Raw genomic sequence first — 13,115 nt, forward strand, 5'->3', positions numbered from 1 at the left:
CGACGGTCCCACTGGTCAAATGACGATGACAGGCGCACGATGCGCCACGCCCGCGTTGACACCGCCCTCGCCCCTACTGCCGCACCCTTGCGCCGATGACCGCCCCCGTCGATTCCACCACTGCCCCTTCCACGCCAACCTGGAAGCGGGTTGCCACCATCGTCATCCCGCTGCTGATCCTCGCCCTGGCCCTGCACGGCCTGGCCAATGAGTTCGACGAGCACGGCTATCGTGCGATCCGCCAGGCGTTCCGGCAGCTCAGCGGCACGCAGATCGCGCTCACCGTGGTACTCGGCCTGGCCAGTTACGCCTGCCTGATCGGCTTCGATGCCATCGGCCTGCGTCGCAGCGGCATCCGCGTGCACCCCGCGCGCGTCGGCATCACCGCGTTCCTTGCGCACACGTTGGGCCAGACCGTGGGCTTTGCCGCGTTGACCGGTGGCGCGGTGCGCCTGCGCGGCTACCGCGGCGCCGGCCTGGATCTGGCGCAGATCGGCCAGGTGGTGCTGATGAGCACGCTCGGTTTCGTATTCGGTGCATGGCTGTTGATCAGCGTGGCCCTATGCATGGAACCCGCCGCGGCAGCGTTGGCATTGCCATTGAATCCCGATGCCGTGCGCATCGTCGGCATCATTGCCCTGCTCGCCTATCTCGGCACCGTGCTGCTGGTCGGCCGCGACGGACGGCAGTTCAGTGTGCTCGGTCACGCCTTGTGGCTGCCCGATCGCCGCACCATGATCGGTGTCACCGTACTCAGCGTCATCGAGCTGGTGCTGGCCAGTGCCGCGTTCTACGTGCTGCTGCCGGACTCCACGCCAACCGGCCTGCCGGGCTTCGTCGGCCTCTACCTGGTGGCAGTGCTGGCCGGCCTGGTCTCCACCGTGCCCGCAGGCCTGGGTGTGTTCGAGTGGAGCCTGCTGAAGCTGTTGCCGCAGGTGGCACCGGCAGCGGTGCTGGCGGCAGCACTGATCTACCGCGTCACCTACTACGTGCTGCCGCTGGTGCTGGCCACCCTGCTCGCCCTTGCGCCGGCCCTGCGTCAGCCGCTGCAGGCCAGCGCAGGGGCAACCCGTGCCGGCTGGAACGCGCTGCGCCCGTGGCTGCCGCAGATCATCGCACTGGCGGTGTTCAGCATCGGCGCCGCGCTGGTCATCGACGGCACGCTGCCGACGCCACGCCGTCACCTGGTGAACGCCTCGCTGCCGATCCTGGAAACCTCACACCTGATCGGCAGCCTCAGTGGCGTCGCGCTGCTGCTGATCGGCCAGGGCCTGGCCCGGCGCAGCCACGCCGCGTGGGTGCTGGCGATGGCGGTGTGCGTTGTCACCCCGTTGCCGCTGTGGCTGCGCGGCGGGCAACCATTGATCGCCGTCTCGGCGGTGCTGGTGGCGATGGCCTTGTGGGCTGCACGCCGCGAGTTCTACCGCCAGGGCGCGCTGCTGGATGAAGCCTGGTCGTGGCCGTGGCTGCGCAATCTGGGTCTGGTGCTGGTCGCGGTCACCTGGCTGCTGTTCTTCACCTACAGCCATGTCGAATACCAGAACGAGCTGTGGTGGCAGTTCGCGTTGTCCGGCAACGCACCGCGCGCACTGCGTGCGTTGCTGGTGGTGGCGATCGCGCTGGTGATGTTCGGCCTGGCCCGCCTGCTGCACAGTACGCGCAGCCCGCTGCCGGCCGCTGACGAGGCCACGTTGCAGTCGCTGGCACCGGTGCTGGCCGGGGCCACCGATACCCAGGCCTGCCTGGTACTGACCGCCGACAAGGCGGTGCTGCGCGATGATGCGAAACAGGGCTTCGTGATGATGCAGCGCTATGGCGGTTCGCTGATCGCGATGGGTGATCCGGTCGGCCCGCCGGACGTGGCCCGTGCACTCATCTGGCGCTTCCGCGAAGAAGCCGACCGGCTCGGCCTGCGCCCGGTGTTCTACCAGGTGGGCGAGACCTACTGGCAGACCTATCTCGACCTCGGCCTGGGCCTGGTCAAGTTGGGCGAGGAAGCGATCGTGCCGCTGCACGATTTTGGGCTGGAAGGCCGCGAACGCGCCGATCTGCGCCAGGCCTGGAACCGCGGCAGGCGCGGCGGCCTGTCGTTCCGCGTGGCACCGGAGGAGGAGGTTCCCGGCCTGCTGCCACGTCTGCATGCGATCTCCAACGCATGGCTGGAGGACAAGGCCGGCGATGAGAAGGGCTTTTCGCTGGGCAGCTACGACCCGGATTACCTGGTGCGCTTCCCGGTGGCACTGGTCGAAGCCGAGGGCCAGATCGTGGCATTCGCCAACCTGTGGCAGGCACCGGCCGGTGCCGAGCTGTCGGTGGACCTGATGCGCCACGTCAACGAAGCGCCGAAGGGGACGATGGACTTTCTCTTCATCGAATTGTTCCTGTGGGGCCGCGCGCAGGGCTATGCGCGGTTCTCGCTGGGCATGGCGCCGTTGTCCGGGCTGGCCCAGCATCGGCTGGCCGGTCGCTGGAACCGCCTGGCCGGCCTGCTGGCGCGGCATGGCGAACGCTTCTATGGCTTCAGTGGCCTGCGCCGCTTCAAGTCGAAGTTCGATCCGCAGTGGCGGCCACGCTATCTCGCGGCGCCCGGCGGCATGCATCTGCCGGCCGCGCTGCTGGATGCCACGCGCCTGATCTCGCTGGATCCGCGGCGGAACTGAAGCCGCGATGCGTCGGGCATGGCTCGACGCTACCCGCTGCTCGGTAGGTGTCGACCTTGGTCGACATGCAACCCCAGCGCCGACCAAGGTCGGCGCCTGCCAAGCGCTACATACCGCCCTTGAGGATCACTTCGGCCAAGCGATCGTAGTCCCCCCCGAAATGGTGATCACCCGGCAGCTTCACCTTCCTCACCCCGTCATTGGCCGGCAGGTCCGGGCACAATGCGTCCTCATCCTTGTCGCCGAACACGCACAGCGTTTTTTCTGCCGGCAGCCTGGCCACTTCCGGGGCGATCGGCAAGCCATCGCCGCCACCGCCCAGCCAGTTGCTGACATGGAATTCGAAGTCGGCCTTCCTGCCCACGGATAGCAGCACGATGCGCTCCAGCCCCTCACGGGTACCGGCATCGAGCTGGTTGATGGTGGCAGGCAACACATCGGCACCCTGCGAGAAACCAATCAGCATCACCTTGTCTCGGTGCCACTGCTGGCGGTAGTGGTCGATGATCTTCTGCAGGTCGCCGGCAAAGCCCTTCGGTGTGCGCTGGCTCCAGAAGTAGCGCAGCGAGTCGATGCCCACCACCGCCACGCCATGCGCGTTGAGTGACGACGCCACGTTCTTGTCCAGGCCCGCCCAGCCACCGTCACCGGAGACGAACACCGCCAGCGTATCGCCGCTGGTGGCCGCCGGCATTTCCACCACCGGCAGGCCCTTCAGTGCAGCAGGCGGCGGTGCCAGGCTGACGCCAGCCTGCGCGCCAATCACCCGCGCCGCCGCCACCAGGCCCGGTGATGCATCACCGCGCGCAGTGCGCTTGAACTCACGCGCCATGGCCACCTGCTGTACGAACCGGCTGGCCTGGCCCGCCCTGCAGCCGTTGTCACCTGCCGCACTCAACCACGGAAAATTCAGTTCGGCCGGCTGCAGCCTGTCGCGCTTCACGCCATCGCCGCAGACCATGCGCTGGTGGCTGTGGTCCGGGCAGAAGCCGGTGGTCAGCACACCGGCGAAAACCTGGGTGTCGGCCTGCGCTGCCAGCGCGTAGGCCATTTCGGCACCTTCGCCATCACCGCCGACGAGCGGCAGGTGGTAGCCGGGCAGATGCAGCGAGGCCTGCAGCCAGCGCGAGAAATTCTCGACGTCACCGGAACCGAACGAACAGGTCGGGTCACCCTCGCGCTTGAGCACACCGCGCAGATGCGCAATGTCCACTGCCGCCACCAGCGCGCCGTCGGCACGCAGGGCCTCGATCGGCAGGCGGCTGGTGTCACCGCCGGCAGTGGGTTCGTGGAACCAGATCACCACCCGTTGCGGCGTGCCGGCCGGCATGTGCACCGGAATCTGCTCGAACCGCCCATGGCTGAACTGCTGCGGGGTCACCGCCGCCGTTGCCGGCAGCGTGGCCAGCGCCAATACCACACCCATTGCCCTGCCCAGCCCTGCACGCTTCATGTCGCATCCCCGATGGAATGCGCACACGATACGCCGCCGCCGCGTGCACGGCACGTACCGGCGCAGGCCGTTGGGGATTCAGTCGGCCGCGGCCTGGCGGCTGCGACGATACAGGGCCGTCGCCAGGTACAGAAGCCAGCCGACGATCACTGCGATCACCACTTTCTGTCCGAGCCCGCGCGGTGGCCCAGCGCGCCAGAGCACGTGCAGCCACAGCAGCACGAAGGCCAGCCATGCCCAGCCCCAGAGCAGGTCAGCGGCGGGCTGCCAACCCGGTTCCCGGCGCAGGTACCACGCCTGCAGCAGCATGCCGACGCTGGCACACAGGAACGCCGTGTTGGCTGCCAGCCCGTGGATGAACGGCGCCAGCAACGGGGTCGCTTCAGGCAGCCAACTGTCGCCGATCGCCACCGTCGCCAGGCCCAGGGCGGAAACCGTGAACAACAGCGGGGCGGCCGCACTGCGCCGTGGGCCGATGCTGCCGCGATACAGCGCAACGCCGAGTGCCGCAATGGCCAGCGCCAGCACGCAGTAGGCAGCGCGCAACGCCAGCCCCCACGGCCCGTGCAGATACAGGCTCAACGTCGCCCGCACCCAGTCCAGATCACTGCGCGCAACCTGGGTCCACAGCGCGGTTGCCACGAACAGCAGCAGCGCCACCAGTGCCAGCACCGCCACCGGACGCGCACGGCTCATGCTGCGTCCTCAGGATGCCGCGTCTTCCATTCGGCCAACGCCTTGCGGTAACGCTGCAGCTCCTCGGAGTACAGGTCCAGCACGCACAGCGGGCAGCCGCTGCCGCAGCATTCGTTGGGACCGGGTTCTTCCGGTGGTAGCGGGCGTGGATCGGGATCAGGGACGGACACGGTCGGAAGCGACGATCAGTGGAAGCAGGCCCCAGTGTACCGGGCTGGCTCAGCGGGCCAGCTGTCGGCGCAGGTTCTCCCGAGCGGCCGCATCCAGCCGTTGGTGGAAGAAGTCACTGAGGAAAATCCGCGGCGCCCGCAGCAGGCCCTGCAGGAACCGACGGCGGCCGGCGCGGTACAGGAAGCCCGGCACCACGCCCTTGTATTCGTCGGCCACGCCACGGTCATAGGCGGCAAACACCGGCTCCGGCGCGGCCAGGATCGCCATGTCGCAGTCCAGGAACAGCGCCGCCTCGGCATCCACATCCTGCGGACCCAGCTCACCATGGCGGGCGGTCAGCAGGATCAACTGCCCGACGCGTGCGGCATCCACTGCGGCCAGCTCCGGTGCCTGTGCGATCGCCTGCAGGGCCAGCTGCGCCGAACGGGCCTCGTTGTCCTTGCGCCCCGCGTGGTAGATCGCATCGTGGTAGAGCACGGCCAGATAGATCTCGGCCGGCTGGGTCCAGCCAGGGCCGTCGGCCACCTCCTGGCAGTGCTGCAGCACGGCGCGTACATGGCCGAAGTGGTGGTAGGCCCGTGGCGGCGTTGCATAGCTGTCCTGCAGCGCCTGCCACTGCGCCGGGGCAAGCGTCAGCGGTGAGAAGTCCATGCCCGGATCATCCCGCCTGTGCCGGCGCCGGGCAAGCTGGCGGTTTTTTCACCACGCACTCACAACGCTTGCCGGGCGGGGCCCGGAGCCAGTTGTCCACAGCTTTGTCGAGCGCTGGTCCACATCGGTTGTGGATGACCGCGGCGCCGACCAACGGTCGCTGCAGCCTGACATCCATGGGAATACACTCGCCACAGGCGGGAGCGCCCGCCGCTGCCGGGAACCGTCATGTACCGTTCTGCCGCCCATTGCCTCACCCTTTCGCTGCTGGCCTTCTGTGCTCCTGCCTTCGGCGCAGGCCAGGCACCGCCCGCCGATGTGGTGACGACCCCGACCATCACCGTGTCAGCCGTACGCGTGCCGACCCCGGAAGAAGTGTTCGCCATTCCCGCAGACCTGCGTGCGATGCTCCAGAAGCAGGTGATCCAGCGCAGCTACTCCCGCGACCAGCGGTTGCAGGCGCTCGTGGAGATGATCTTCGGCCAGCACGGGCTGGACCTGCAGTACGACGCCAATGCGACCTACACCGTCAGCGATATCTGGCAGCACCGCCGCGCCAACTGCCTGGCCTTCACCCTGTTGTTCGTGACGCTTGCGCGGGAGGCGGGCATCCAGGCGCGCGTGCAGGAAGTGGGGCAGGTAGTGTCCTGGTACCAGGACCAGGACGCGGGCGTGGTCTACAGCGTCGGCCACGTCAACGCCGGTGTCGACGTCGGCGGGCGTTTCGGTACCGTCGATCTGGATCGCAACGTGCTCTATGACCGCCGTGGGCCGGTTCCGGTCAGCCGTGCGCGGGCATTGGCGCATTTCTACAACAACCGGGGTGCGGAGCGCCTCGCCGACGGTGACTTCGGCGGCGCGCGTGCGTTCTTCGACGCTTCCCTGGGCCAGGACAGCGGCTTCGCTCCGGTGTGGAACAACCTCGGCGTACTCGCCCACCGCGAAGGCAACACCGAGGCGGCGCGGCAGGCGCTGGACCGATCGCTGCAGCTGGATGGCCGCCAGGATGCCGCACTGACCAATGCCTCTGCGCTGTTCCGCAGCCTGGGCTTGACCGCACAGGCGCAGTCACTTGAGCGCCGGCTGAAGTCGGTGCAGCGCGAAGACCCGTTCGCGCAGTACATGTTCGGCGCCAAGGCCGAACGCGCCGGCCAACTGGACGAGGCGATCCGCCATTACCGGCAGGCCGTGCGCCTGTACGACACCGCGCATCAGTTCCACTTCGGGCTGGCACGCGCCTATTTCCTGGCTGGCCAGCTCAAGCGCGCCGATCATGAACTGCTGCGTGCACGGGAACTGGGGGGCGCGCCGGAGCAGGCGCGCTACCAGGCCAAGCTGGACAGCCTGGCCCGCTGGCGCGCGCAGCAGCAGGCCAGGCGCTGAAGGCGATCAGGCCTTCTTGAGGAAGCAGGTCTTCAGGACCAGGCCCTTGATCTTGTCCGAGTTGCCTTCGATGTGCTCGGCATCATCTTCGACCAGGCGGATGTTGCGGATCACGGTGCCCTGCTTGAGCGGGATCGAGGAGCCCTTCACTTTCAGGTCCTTGATTACGGTGACGGTGTCGCCGGCCTGCAGGGTATTGCCGTTGCTGTCACGCACGACCAGGGTGGAGCCCGCGCTTTCTTCGGGGGTCCATTCGAAGCCGCAGTCGGCGCAGATCCAGAGCGCACCATCGGCGTAGGTGTTTTCCAGGGTGCACTGCGGGCAGGCGGGGGCAGAAGACATCAGCAAGTACCTCAAAGTGAATCAACAGCCGCCATTGTAACCGCCTGGCTTCCCTGCCCCTTTTCCAGGCAGGCCCCGGGCTGCGCACCTGGCCCGACACACAACGGCACGCCCCCGGAACTTGCAGTCGGCGGCGAACTGCAGCAGAGTGCGCGGCCCCTGATCGACCCCGGAACCTCCCATGCGCCTCGGCATCGACTTCGGTACCAGCAACTCCGCCGCCGCCATCGTGCATGAGGGAAAGCTGCTGCCGATCCGCTTCGGCGACGCCGAACAGTTCCGCACCAGCGTGTACTTCCCCGGCGTGGTGCCCGACCCGGATGACTTCCAGCTCGATGATGGGCAGGAACACCAGCTGCAGCAGATGATCGACAGCGCTGCGCGCGCGGCCCGCGCCGCCGGCCAGGAACGCACGCCACAGGCACTGCGCCGCGAAGCCCTGCGCGCACTGCGACGGGAGTGGATGGAAGCGCGCGCCGGCAAGGAACGCAGCGCCAGCGACCTGCTGCAGAACGCGGTCTATGGCGATGACGCGCTGGAAGCCTATTTCGAGGAACACGAAGGCAACCTGGTGCAGAGCCCGAAGTCGATGCTCGGCTACAACCTGCACCCGCGCGCCAAGCAGACCATCACCGGCATCGCCGCGCACATCCTCGAGCACATCCGCCTGACTGCCAGCGCCCAGCTCGGCCAGCCGCTGCGTGCCGCCCTGCTCGGCCGCCCGGTGCAGTTCCGCAGCTCGATCGGCGCGGCCGGCAACGACCAGGCGCTGGACATCCTGCGCGAGGCCGCCACCCAGGCCGGCTTCGACCAGATCGATTTCCTCGAGGAACCGGCCGCGGCGGCCATGCATTACCACGCCGAAAGCCGCGAGCGGCACCGGGCGGTGATCGTCGACATCGGTGGCGGTACCACTGACATCGCGCATGCCGAAGTCGGCGGCGATGCTGCGCCACGCATCCACCGCGCGTGGGGTATTGCCCGCGGCGGTACCGACATCGACCTGGCGCTGAGCCTGTCCAGCTACATGCCGCTGTTCGGCCGCGGCATCACCCGCGTGCCCGCCCACCACTACGTGGAAGCGGCCACGGTGCAGGACATGACCCGCCAGCGTGACTTCCGCCAGCACAAATACGATCACGTCGACGATCCGTGGCGCGCGCGCCTGCAGGCCCTGCAGGACACCGGCAATACCGCCCGCCTGTACCGCGATGTGGAACGCGCGAAGATCACCCTCAGTGCCGCCAGCGAGCACCGCAGCACGCTTGACTACATTGCCCGCGACCTGCATGCCGACAGCAGCGCCGCCGGCCTGGCCGCTGCCGCTCACGGCTACCTGGAACAGATCCGGGAACTGCTGGCCCAGGTCCGCAGCGACATTGGCGGCGACCCGGATGCGGTGTTCCTGACCGGCGGCATGTCCCGCGCCGGCTACCTGCGCCAGGCCGTGGCCGAGGCCTTCCCGGGCGCCCGCATGGTCCACGGCGAGCCCTCGCTGGGCGTGGTCCAGGGCCTGGCACTGGCGGCAGCCAGCCCGGATTAACAAAACGTTACGCGGTCTAAGTTACTCTTGGTCGGCTAGAACCCCGCTGCACCTTCCACTGGCCACGCCGGTGTGTGTCCACGGTGCAGCCTGGCCCGCCTGCGGGCCTAGCGGCCATGCCTTCCTGGCTCGTTCATGGTCCGCGCAGCACCTGAGCCGCCATCGAGACCCGCTTTGGGCACCCGCCAGGCCCCTGTGGCCTTACAACCTGACGCAGCACCTGCACCCATCGACTGCCGCCGTTGTGACGCGGTCTGTTGTCGGCTGCCCGTGCTGCTGCAGCCCGGCGACCACGTGCCTGGCCAGTTCCTGTCACGCGACTCCCACGGCCGTGCCGTGATGGCGCGCAACGAGGAAGGCTGGTGCGCGGCGATCGATCCCTATCACCTGCGCTGCACGATCTATTCGCAGCGCCCGGCGATCTGCCGCCAGTTTTCGATGGGCGGCGATGACTGCCGCCGCGAGCGGCAGGACTACCTGCGCCAGGCTGATGCCTGGTCGCTTTCCTCCCCTTCCACCTGACAGGAGCAACCATGCCCCGCAAGGCAAAGACCCCCGCGAAGGCCAGCAACAGCATCCGCAGCGAACGCAAGGGCGCGGCCGCCAGCACCGTGGTCAGCAGCGATTCGATCGCTTCGGACCTGGCAGCGTTCCGCAAGGCCGGTGGCAAGATCGAAGTCCTCGGCACCACCTGGGCGCTGAAGAAAGCCAGCTGACCCAGCACCGACCGCGGCGGCGCTGCCGCCGCGGCCTGCCGGACCGCGCTCAGCGATCCAGGCGTACCCTCACACTGCCCGAGTGCGACTGGATGCGGATGTCTCCATCACCGCCGCCCAGACGCGTGTCGAGATGGCTGCCCGGCCCATAGCGCGGCCGCTCCACCTGCCCGGCATCGCTGTTGATCGAGCCGCTGAAGCTGTTCACCGACAGCTGTGCCGACACCGTGCGCGGCAGGCTCAGCGTGACCGGGGCACTGACCGATTCGACGTTGATGCGGCCACCGGGCGTCAACCCGGCTGCTGCCAGATCGATGCTGCCCGAGACGGTCTCCACCGCCAACCGCTGCACGCGTCCGGCCTCCACCGCAACCCGGCCGGATACTGTCTGCGCACCTATATCACCTGACACGCCGCCGCCGGCCTCGATCCGGCCACTGACCGTATTTACGTCCAGCTTCGCCGTCTGCAGGCGTGCACTGACGCTGCCACTGACCGTGTTGAGTTTGCTGTCGCCGCTGCGGCCAGCCGCGCTGAGGCTGCCGCTGACGGTGTCGGCCTGCAGCCGTCGCACATCGATGCCACTGATGTCCTGGCTGGCGCTGACCGTGCTCAACAGCAGTTCCACCGAGCGCGGCACGTTCAGCACCAGCGTCGCGCCACCATTGTTGCTGCGGCGCGGGTATTCAATCTCCCAGCGCACCCGGTTGGCGCTCTTTTCCTGGCGCAGCTGCAGGCCATCGCTGAGCGTGCCGGTGAGTTGCACATCATTGCGGTCCCAGCCACGCACGGTCACCTTGCCGGCCACGTTGCTCAGTTCGATGCGACCGCCCGCAGCCAAGGTGTGGCGCTCGTCGATGCGGGTGTCGGCCAGCGCCACGGCAGGGGACAGCAGCAGTGCGACACAGCAGGAAATCAGGGTTCGGGTCATGGGGGTCTCCTCAGGTCGTCAGGCCGGACTCGGCGGCATAGGCCGCCTGCCGGGTCAGTTCCAGCCGCAGCGCATAGGTGCGCTTGAGCTGGCCAAGCAGGTGCGGCGCGCGCGGGTCCTGCGCCAGTGCGGCACGGATCTGCGCCGCGCTTTCATCCAGTTCGTGCAGGGCCGGCTGCCATTCCGGCGCGCGCCCATCGGGCAGCGAGGCCACGGCCTGCTGGTACTGCTCGGTCATCGCAGCCGCCTGCAACTGCAGCGTGGACGGCACCGGTGTATCCGGCTGCGCATGCCACCAAGGGGCCACCGCGTAGATCGCCAGGCTGGCAGCCAGGGCAGCGCCGGCCGGCCACCACCAGCGGCGCCGCGAACGCGTTGCCAAGGCCACCACGTTGCCCGTTGGCGCAGGTGCTGCCTGTGGTTCACGCGGCGGCAGCCGGGCAGACAGGCGTGCCCAACCATCAGTGGGCACTTCGCGCTCATTCGGCAGCGCACGCAGCCGGGCCAGCAGGTCGTGATCGAAATCGTGTTCGTGCGTACTCATGTCATGTCTCCCAGCCGTGCGCGCAACAGGCCGCGCGCACGATGCAGCTGTGCCTTGGAACTGCCGACGGCCATCTGCAGCTGCTCGGCGATTTCCTGGTGTTTCCAGCCTTCGATGTCGTGCAGCACCAGTACCGCACGCGCCCGTGGTGGCAGTGTCGACAGCGCGCGCTCCAGGTCGCGCTCGGTGCCGGCGCAGCGGTCACGCACCGCCAGTTCCTGCAGGCCCCCGTCGACGTCGTCCAGACTGTCGTGATCCTGCCCGCCCGCCCGGCCACGCAGCTCCATGAGCGCGGCGTTGACGCCCAGCCGATGCAGCCAGGTCGACAGGCTGCTCTCGAAGCGGAACCCCGGCAGCGCTTTCCAGGCCTGCAGGAAGGCCTCCTGCAGCGCATCCTCGGCACGTGCCTGCTGGCCGCCACACAACCGCCACAGCACAGCGAATACACGCGGCGCGTGACGCCGGTACAGCAGTTCGTAGGCAGCAGTGTCTCCCGCAGCGGCCGCCCGCACCAGGGCGGGTTCGTCGACGGGGTCGTTGGCGGCAGGCAGCGCTGGCATGGTGGTGTCGAGCATATCGCTTGGATGCGGCGGCCCGGAAAAAGGTTTAGAGGTGATCGGCGATCACGGACATGCAACCTTTTCGACGATGGCTGCATCCATGAAAGGTCTTCGAGAAAACACCTCCGGGAGTCCAGTCATGTCCAGCCCCGCCTGCGCCGCCGTGCTGGTGATCGCCGCCTGCGTCGTGCTGCAGGCATTGGGCCTGTCCCTGCAGCTGCGCACGGACAGTGGCCGCGCCTGCCTGCAGCAGCATCGCCAGGAACTGGTGTGCCTGGCCTGGGCACCGGCAGTCGAATCCACGGCAGGCGCCGGGTAACATCAAGGGCCGTTATTGCCACCTGTTGTCGCGCCATGATGTTGTCGCTGAAGGATCATCTCCCCGCCTGGACCCACCCCTGGCTGCATGACGTGGGTATCGCCGTGAAGATCCTGCTGACCCTGCTGGCCGCGTGGCTGCTAAGGGTCCTTGCACGGCGCCTCATCCGGCGTTTCGCCGAGCACTACACACTGCCACCGGAGATGGCGATGGGCGCCCGGCGGATCACCAGTTTCGTGGTCTATTTCAGCGCCCTGCTGTACATCCTCAGCCTGCTGGGCGCGTCGCCTTCGGTACTGTGGACGGCGTTCACCGGCTTTGCCGCCGTGGGTGCGGTGGCCTTTTTCGCGGCGTGGAGCGTGCTCTCCAACATCTTCTGCACGCTGCTGATCTTCACCACGCGCCCGTTCCGCCTGCATGACTACATCGAGGTGCTGGAGAACGGCGAGAAGCCGGGCCTGAAGGGCCGGGTGATCGATGTGAACCTGATCTACACCACGCTGCAGGAAACCGGCGACGGCCACGAGGGCACGGTGCTGCAGTTGCCGAACAACCTGTTCTTCCAGCGCACCGTGCGCCGCTGGCGCGACCCGGCACAGGCGCCTGGCGGCATCCAGGGCGACGGCTGAGGCGCGGTGTTCGGCAGGGCTTGCAGCCCTGCACCTGCCGAATCAACGTCAACGTCAACGGCAGAAGCTGGCTATCCGTGGGTAGGCGGGGTGGGTCCGGTTGAGGGGGACGCTGCAAGTACGTCCATGTAAGCTCGGTCGCCGCATCCATGCGGCTCACGCCCCCTCAACCGGACCCACCCCGCCTTCGACAGTTTTCCGCGAGCTGTCGGAACGACGCATTGCTCTGGTGGGTGTCGACCTTGGTCGACACGGTGGATCCACGCCATCCGTGGATGACTCATTCGATATCTGACAGATGTGTCGACCAAGGTCGACACCTACCAACAGCCGCGGAAATCTGTCAGAGGTGGGGCGGTGTCGGAGTGCGGGGTGTCAGCCGCATGGATGCGGCTGCCAAGCCTACAAGGACGTACTTGCGGCGTCCCCGCACTCCGACACCGCCCCGCCACCCCACGGAATGCCAGCTTTTGCTGTTGCTGCTGCCTTGGCTTGAAGGCTTCGGCGGGTGCAGGGT

The 13,115-nt window shown here is 67.8% G+C and carries 15 protein-coding genes; 7 read left to right on the forward strand and 8 right to left on the reverse strand.

The features are described 5' to 3' along the window. Nucleotides 1-95 precede the first annotated feature (95 nt). Nucleotides 96-2,660 (forward strand): bifunctional lysylphosphatidylglycerol flippase/synthetase MprF, encoded by a 2,565-nt coding sequence (mprF, locus tag ROV95_RS08200; protein ID WP_312543925.1) that lies wholly within the window; start codon nt 96-98, stop codon nt 2,658-2,660. A 106-nt stretch (nt 2,661-2,766) separates the two neighbouring features. Here mprF and ROV95_RS08205 read toward each other — a convergent pair whose 3' ends face one another. The 4 genes from ROV95_RS08205 to ROV95_RS08220 form a co-directional block, all read right to left on the reverse strand. Next, nucleotides 2,767-4,113 carry an AcvB/VirJ family lysyl-phosphatidylglycerol hydrolase gene (locus ROV95_RS08205; protein WP_031270849.1) on the reverse strand — a complete coding sequence of 449 codons (1,347 nt, stop codon included), beginning with the start codon at nt 4,111-4,113 and terminating at the stop codon, nt 2,767-2,769. 78 nt (nt 4,114-4,191) lie between these two features. Continuing rightward, nucleotides 4,192-4,809 (reverse strand): DUF998 domain-containing protein, encoded by a 618-nt coding sequence (locus tag ROV95_RS08210; RefSeq protein ID WP_134734783.1) that lies wholly within the window; start codon nt 4,807-4,809, stop codon nt 4,192-4,194. Then, the gene (locus ROV95_RS08215) at nt 4,806-4,979 is read right to left on the reverse strand and encodes an oxidoreductase-like domain-containing protein (RefSeq protein WP_080241960.1); all 174 of its coding nucleotides are present in this window, start codon (nt 4,977-4,979) and stop codon (nt 4,806-4,808) included. Before ROV95_RS08215 ends, ROV95_RS08210 begins: the two co-directional genes overlap by 4 nt. Before the next feature lie 49 nt (nt 4,980-5,028). Continuing rightward, nucleotides 5,029-5,631: a hypothetical protein gene (locus ROV95_RS08220; RefSeq protein ID WP_021204685.1), complete on the reverse strand. Its 603-nt coding sequence runs from the start codon at nt 5,629-5,631 to the stop codon at nt 5,029-5,031. Nucleotides 5,632-5,859: 228 nt separating this feature from the next. On the opposite strand from ROV95_RS08220, the gene ROV95_RS08225 reads away from it, so the two are divergent. Continuing rightward, nucleotides 5,860-7,014, forward strand: a complete 1,155-nt coding sequence (locus ROV95_RS08225; protein WP_058982130.1) for a transglutaminase-like domain-containing protein — start codon at nt 5,860-5,862, stop codon at nt 7,012-7,014. A gap of 6 nt (nt 7,015-7,020) precedes the next feature. Here ROV95_RS08225 and ROV95_RS08230 read toward each other — a convergent pair whose 3' ends face one another. Continuing rightward, complete coding sequence (locus tag ROV95_RS08230; protein ID WP_021204683.1) at nt 7,021-7,356, reverse strand: zinc ribbon domain-containing protein YjdM; 336 nt, start codon at nt 7,354-7,356, stop codon at nt 7,021-7,023. A 181-nt stretch (nt 7,357-7,537) separates the two neighbouring features. Between ROV95_RS08230 and ROV95_RS08235 the strand changes: the two genes are divergently transcribed. The 3 genes from ROV95_RS08235 (at nt 7,538) to ROV95_RS08245 (ending at nt 9,615) form a co-directional block, all read left to right on the forward strand. Beyond that, nucleotides 7,538-8,899: an Hsp70 family protein gene (locus ROV95_RS08235; RefSeq protein WP_312543931.1), complete on the forward strand. Its 1,362-nt coding sequence runs from the start codon at nt 7,538-7,540 to the stop codon at nt 8,897-8,899. 228 nt (nt 8,900-9,127) lie between these two features. Further along, a complete protein-coding gene (locus ROV95_RS08240) occupies nt 9,128-9,421 on the forward strand; it encodes a YkgJ family cysteine cluster protein (protein WP_080112561.1) in 294 nt (97 codons plus the stop codon). Between the two features lie 11 nt (nt 9,422-9,432). Next, nucleotides 9,433-9,615, forward strand: a complete 183-nt coding sequence (locus tag ROV95_RS08245; RefSeq protein WP_005410566.1) for a hypothetical protein — start codon at nt 9,433-9,435, stop codon at nt 9,613-9,615. Nucleotides 9,616-9,664: 49 nt separating this feature from the next. Here ROV95_RS08245 and ROV95_RS08250 read toward each other — a convergent pair whose 3' ends face one another. The 3 genes from ROV95_RS08250 to ROV95_RS08260 are packed head-to-tail and all read right to left on the reverse strand — an operon-like array spanning nt 9,665 to nt 11,665. Further along, complete coding sequence (locus ROV95_RS08250) at nt 9,665-10,546, reverse strand: DUF4097 family beta strand repeat-containing protein (RefSeq protein ID WP_312543933.1); 882 nt, start codon at nt 10,544-10,546, stop codon at nt 9,665-9,667. 10 nt (nt 10,547-10,556) lie between these two features. Continuing rightward, entirely contained in the window at nt 10,557-11,090 is a 534-nt protein-coding gene (locus ROV95_RS08255; RefSeq protein ID WP_312543934.1) for a hypothetical protein, read from the reverse strand. Then, nucleotides 11,087-11,665: a sigma-70 family RNA polymerase sigma factor gene (locus tag ROV95_RS08260; protein ID WP_019662138.1), complete on the reverse strand. Its 579-nt coding sequence runs from the start codon at nt 11,663-11,665 to the stop codon at nt 11,087-11,089. The genes ROV95_RS08255 and ROV95_RS08260 overlap by 4 nt, the downstream gene beginning before the upstream one ends. A gap of 124 nt (nt 11,666-11,789) precedes the next feature. Here ROV95_RS08260 and ROV95_RS08265 point away from each other — a divergent pair, with 124 nt between their 5' ends. Together ROV95_RS08265 and ROV95_RS08270 are read left to right on the forward strand one after the other, a co-directional pair. Continuing rightward, a complete protein-coding gene (locus ROV95_RS08265; RefSeq protein ID WP_019662139.1) occupies nt 11,790-11,969 on the forward strand; it encodes a hypothetical protein in 180 nt (59 codons plus the stop codon). Between the two features lie 35 nt (nt 11,970-12,004). Further along, entirely contained in the window at nt 12,005-12,598 is a 594-nt protein-coding gene (locus tag ROV95_RS08270; protein ID WP_019662140.1) for a mechanosensitive ion channel family protein, read from the forward strand. Nucleotides 12,599-13,115: the final 517 nt, after the last annotated feature.

Origin of the sequence: Stenotrophomonas maltophilia group sp. msm1, assembly GCF_032025805.1 — a bacterium.
GTDB lineage: Bacteria > Pseudomonadota > Gammaproteobacteria > Xanthomonadales > Xanthomonadaceae > Stenotrophomonas > Stenotrophomonas hibiscicola.

Bases quoted from the DNA above. Each gene is read 5' to 3' on its own strand.
- ROV95_RS08210 (WP_134734783.1), bottom strand. From the start codon at position 4,809: ATGAGCCGTGCGCGTCCGGTGGCGGTGCTGGCACTGGTGGCGCTGCTG.
- ROV95_RS08245 (WP_005410566.1), top strand. From the start codon at position 9,433: ATGCCCCGCAAGGCAAAGACCCCCGCGAAGGCCAGCAACAGCATCCGC.
- ROV95_RS08255 (WP_312543934.1), bottom strand. From the start codon at position 11,090: ATGAGTACGCACGAACACGATTTCGATCACGACCTGCTGGCCCGGCTG.
- ROV95_RS08205 (WP_031270849.1), bottom strand. From the start codon at position 4,113: ATGAAGCGTGCAGGGCTGGGCAGGGCAATGGGTGTGGTATTGGCGCTG.
- ROV95_RS08265 (WP_019662139.1), top strand. From the start codon at position 11,790: ATGTCCAGCCCCGCCTGCGCCGCCGTGCTGGTGATCGCCGCCTGCGTC.
- ROV95_RS08225 (WP_058982130.1), top strand. From the start codon at position 5,860: ATGTACCGTTCTGCCGCCCATTGCCTCACCCTTTCGCTGCTGGCCTTC.
- ROV95_RS08230 (WP_021204683.1), bottom strand. From the start codon at position 7,356: ATGTCTTCTGCCCCCGCCTGCCCGCAGTGCACCCTGGAAAACACCTAC.
- ROV95_RS08235 (WP_312543931.1), top strand. From the start codon at position 7,538: ATGCGCCTCGGCATCGACTTCGGTACCAGCAACTCCGCCGCCGCCATC.
- ROV95_RS08270 (WP_019662140.1), top strand. From the start codon at position 12,005: ATGATGTTGTCGCTGAAGGATCATCTCCCCGCCTGGACCCACCCCTGG.
- mprF (WP_312543925.1), top strand. From the start codon at position 96: ATGACCGCCCCCGTCGATTCCACCACTGCCCCTTCCACGCCAACCTGG.
- ROV95_RS08220 (WP_021204685.1), bottom strand. From the start codon at position 5,631: ATGGACTTCTCACCGCTGACGCTTGCCCCGGCGCAGTGGCAGGCGCTG.
- ROV95_RS08260 (WP_019662138.1), bottom strand. From the start codon at position 11,665: ATGCTCGACACCACCATGCCAGCGCTGCCTGCCGCCAACGACCCCGTC.
- ROV95_RS08250 (WP_312543933.1), bottom strand. From the start codon at position 10,546: ATGACCCGAACCCTGATTTCCTGCTGTGTCGCACTGCTGCTGTCCCCT.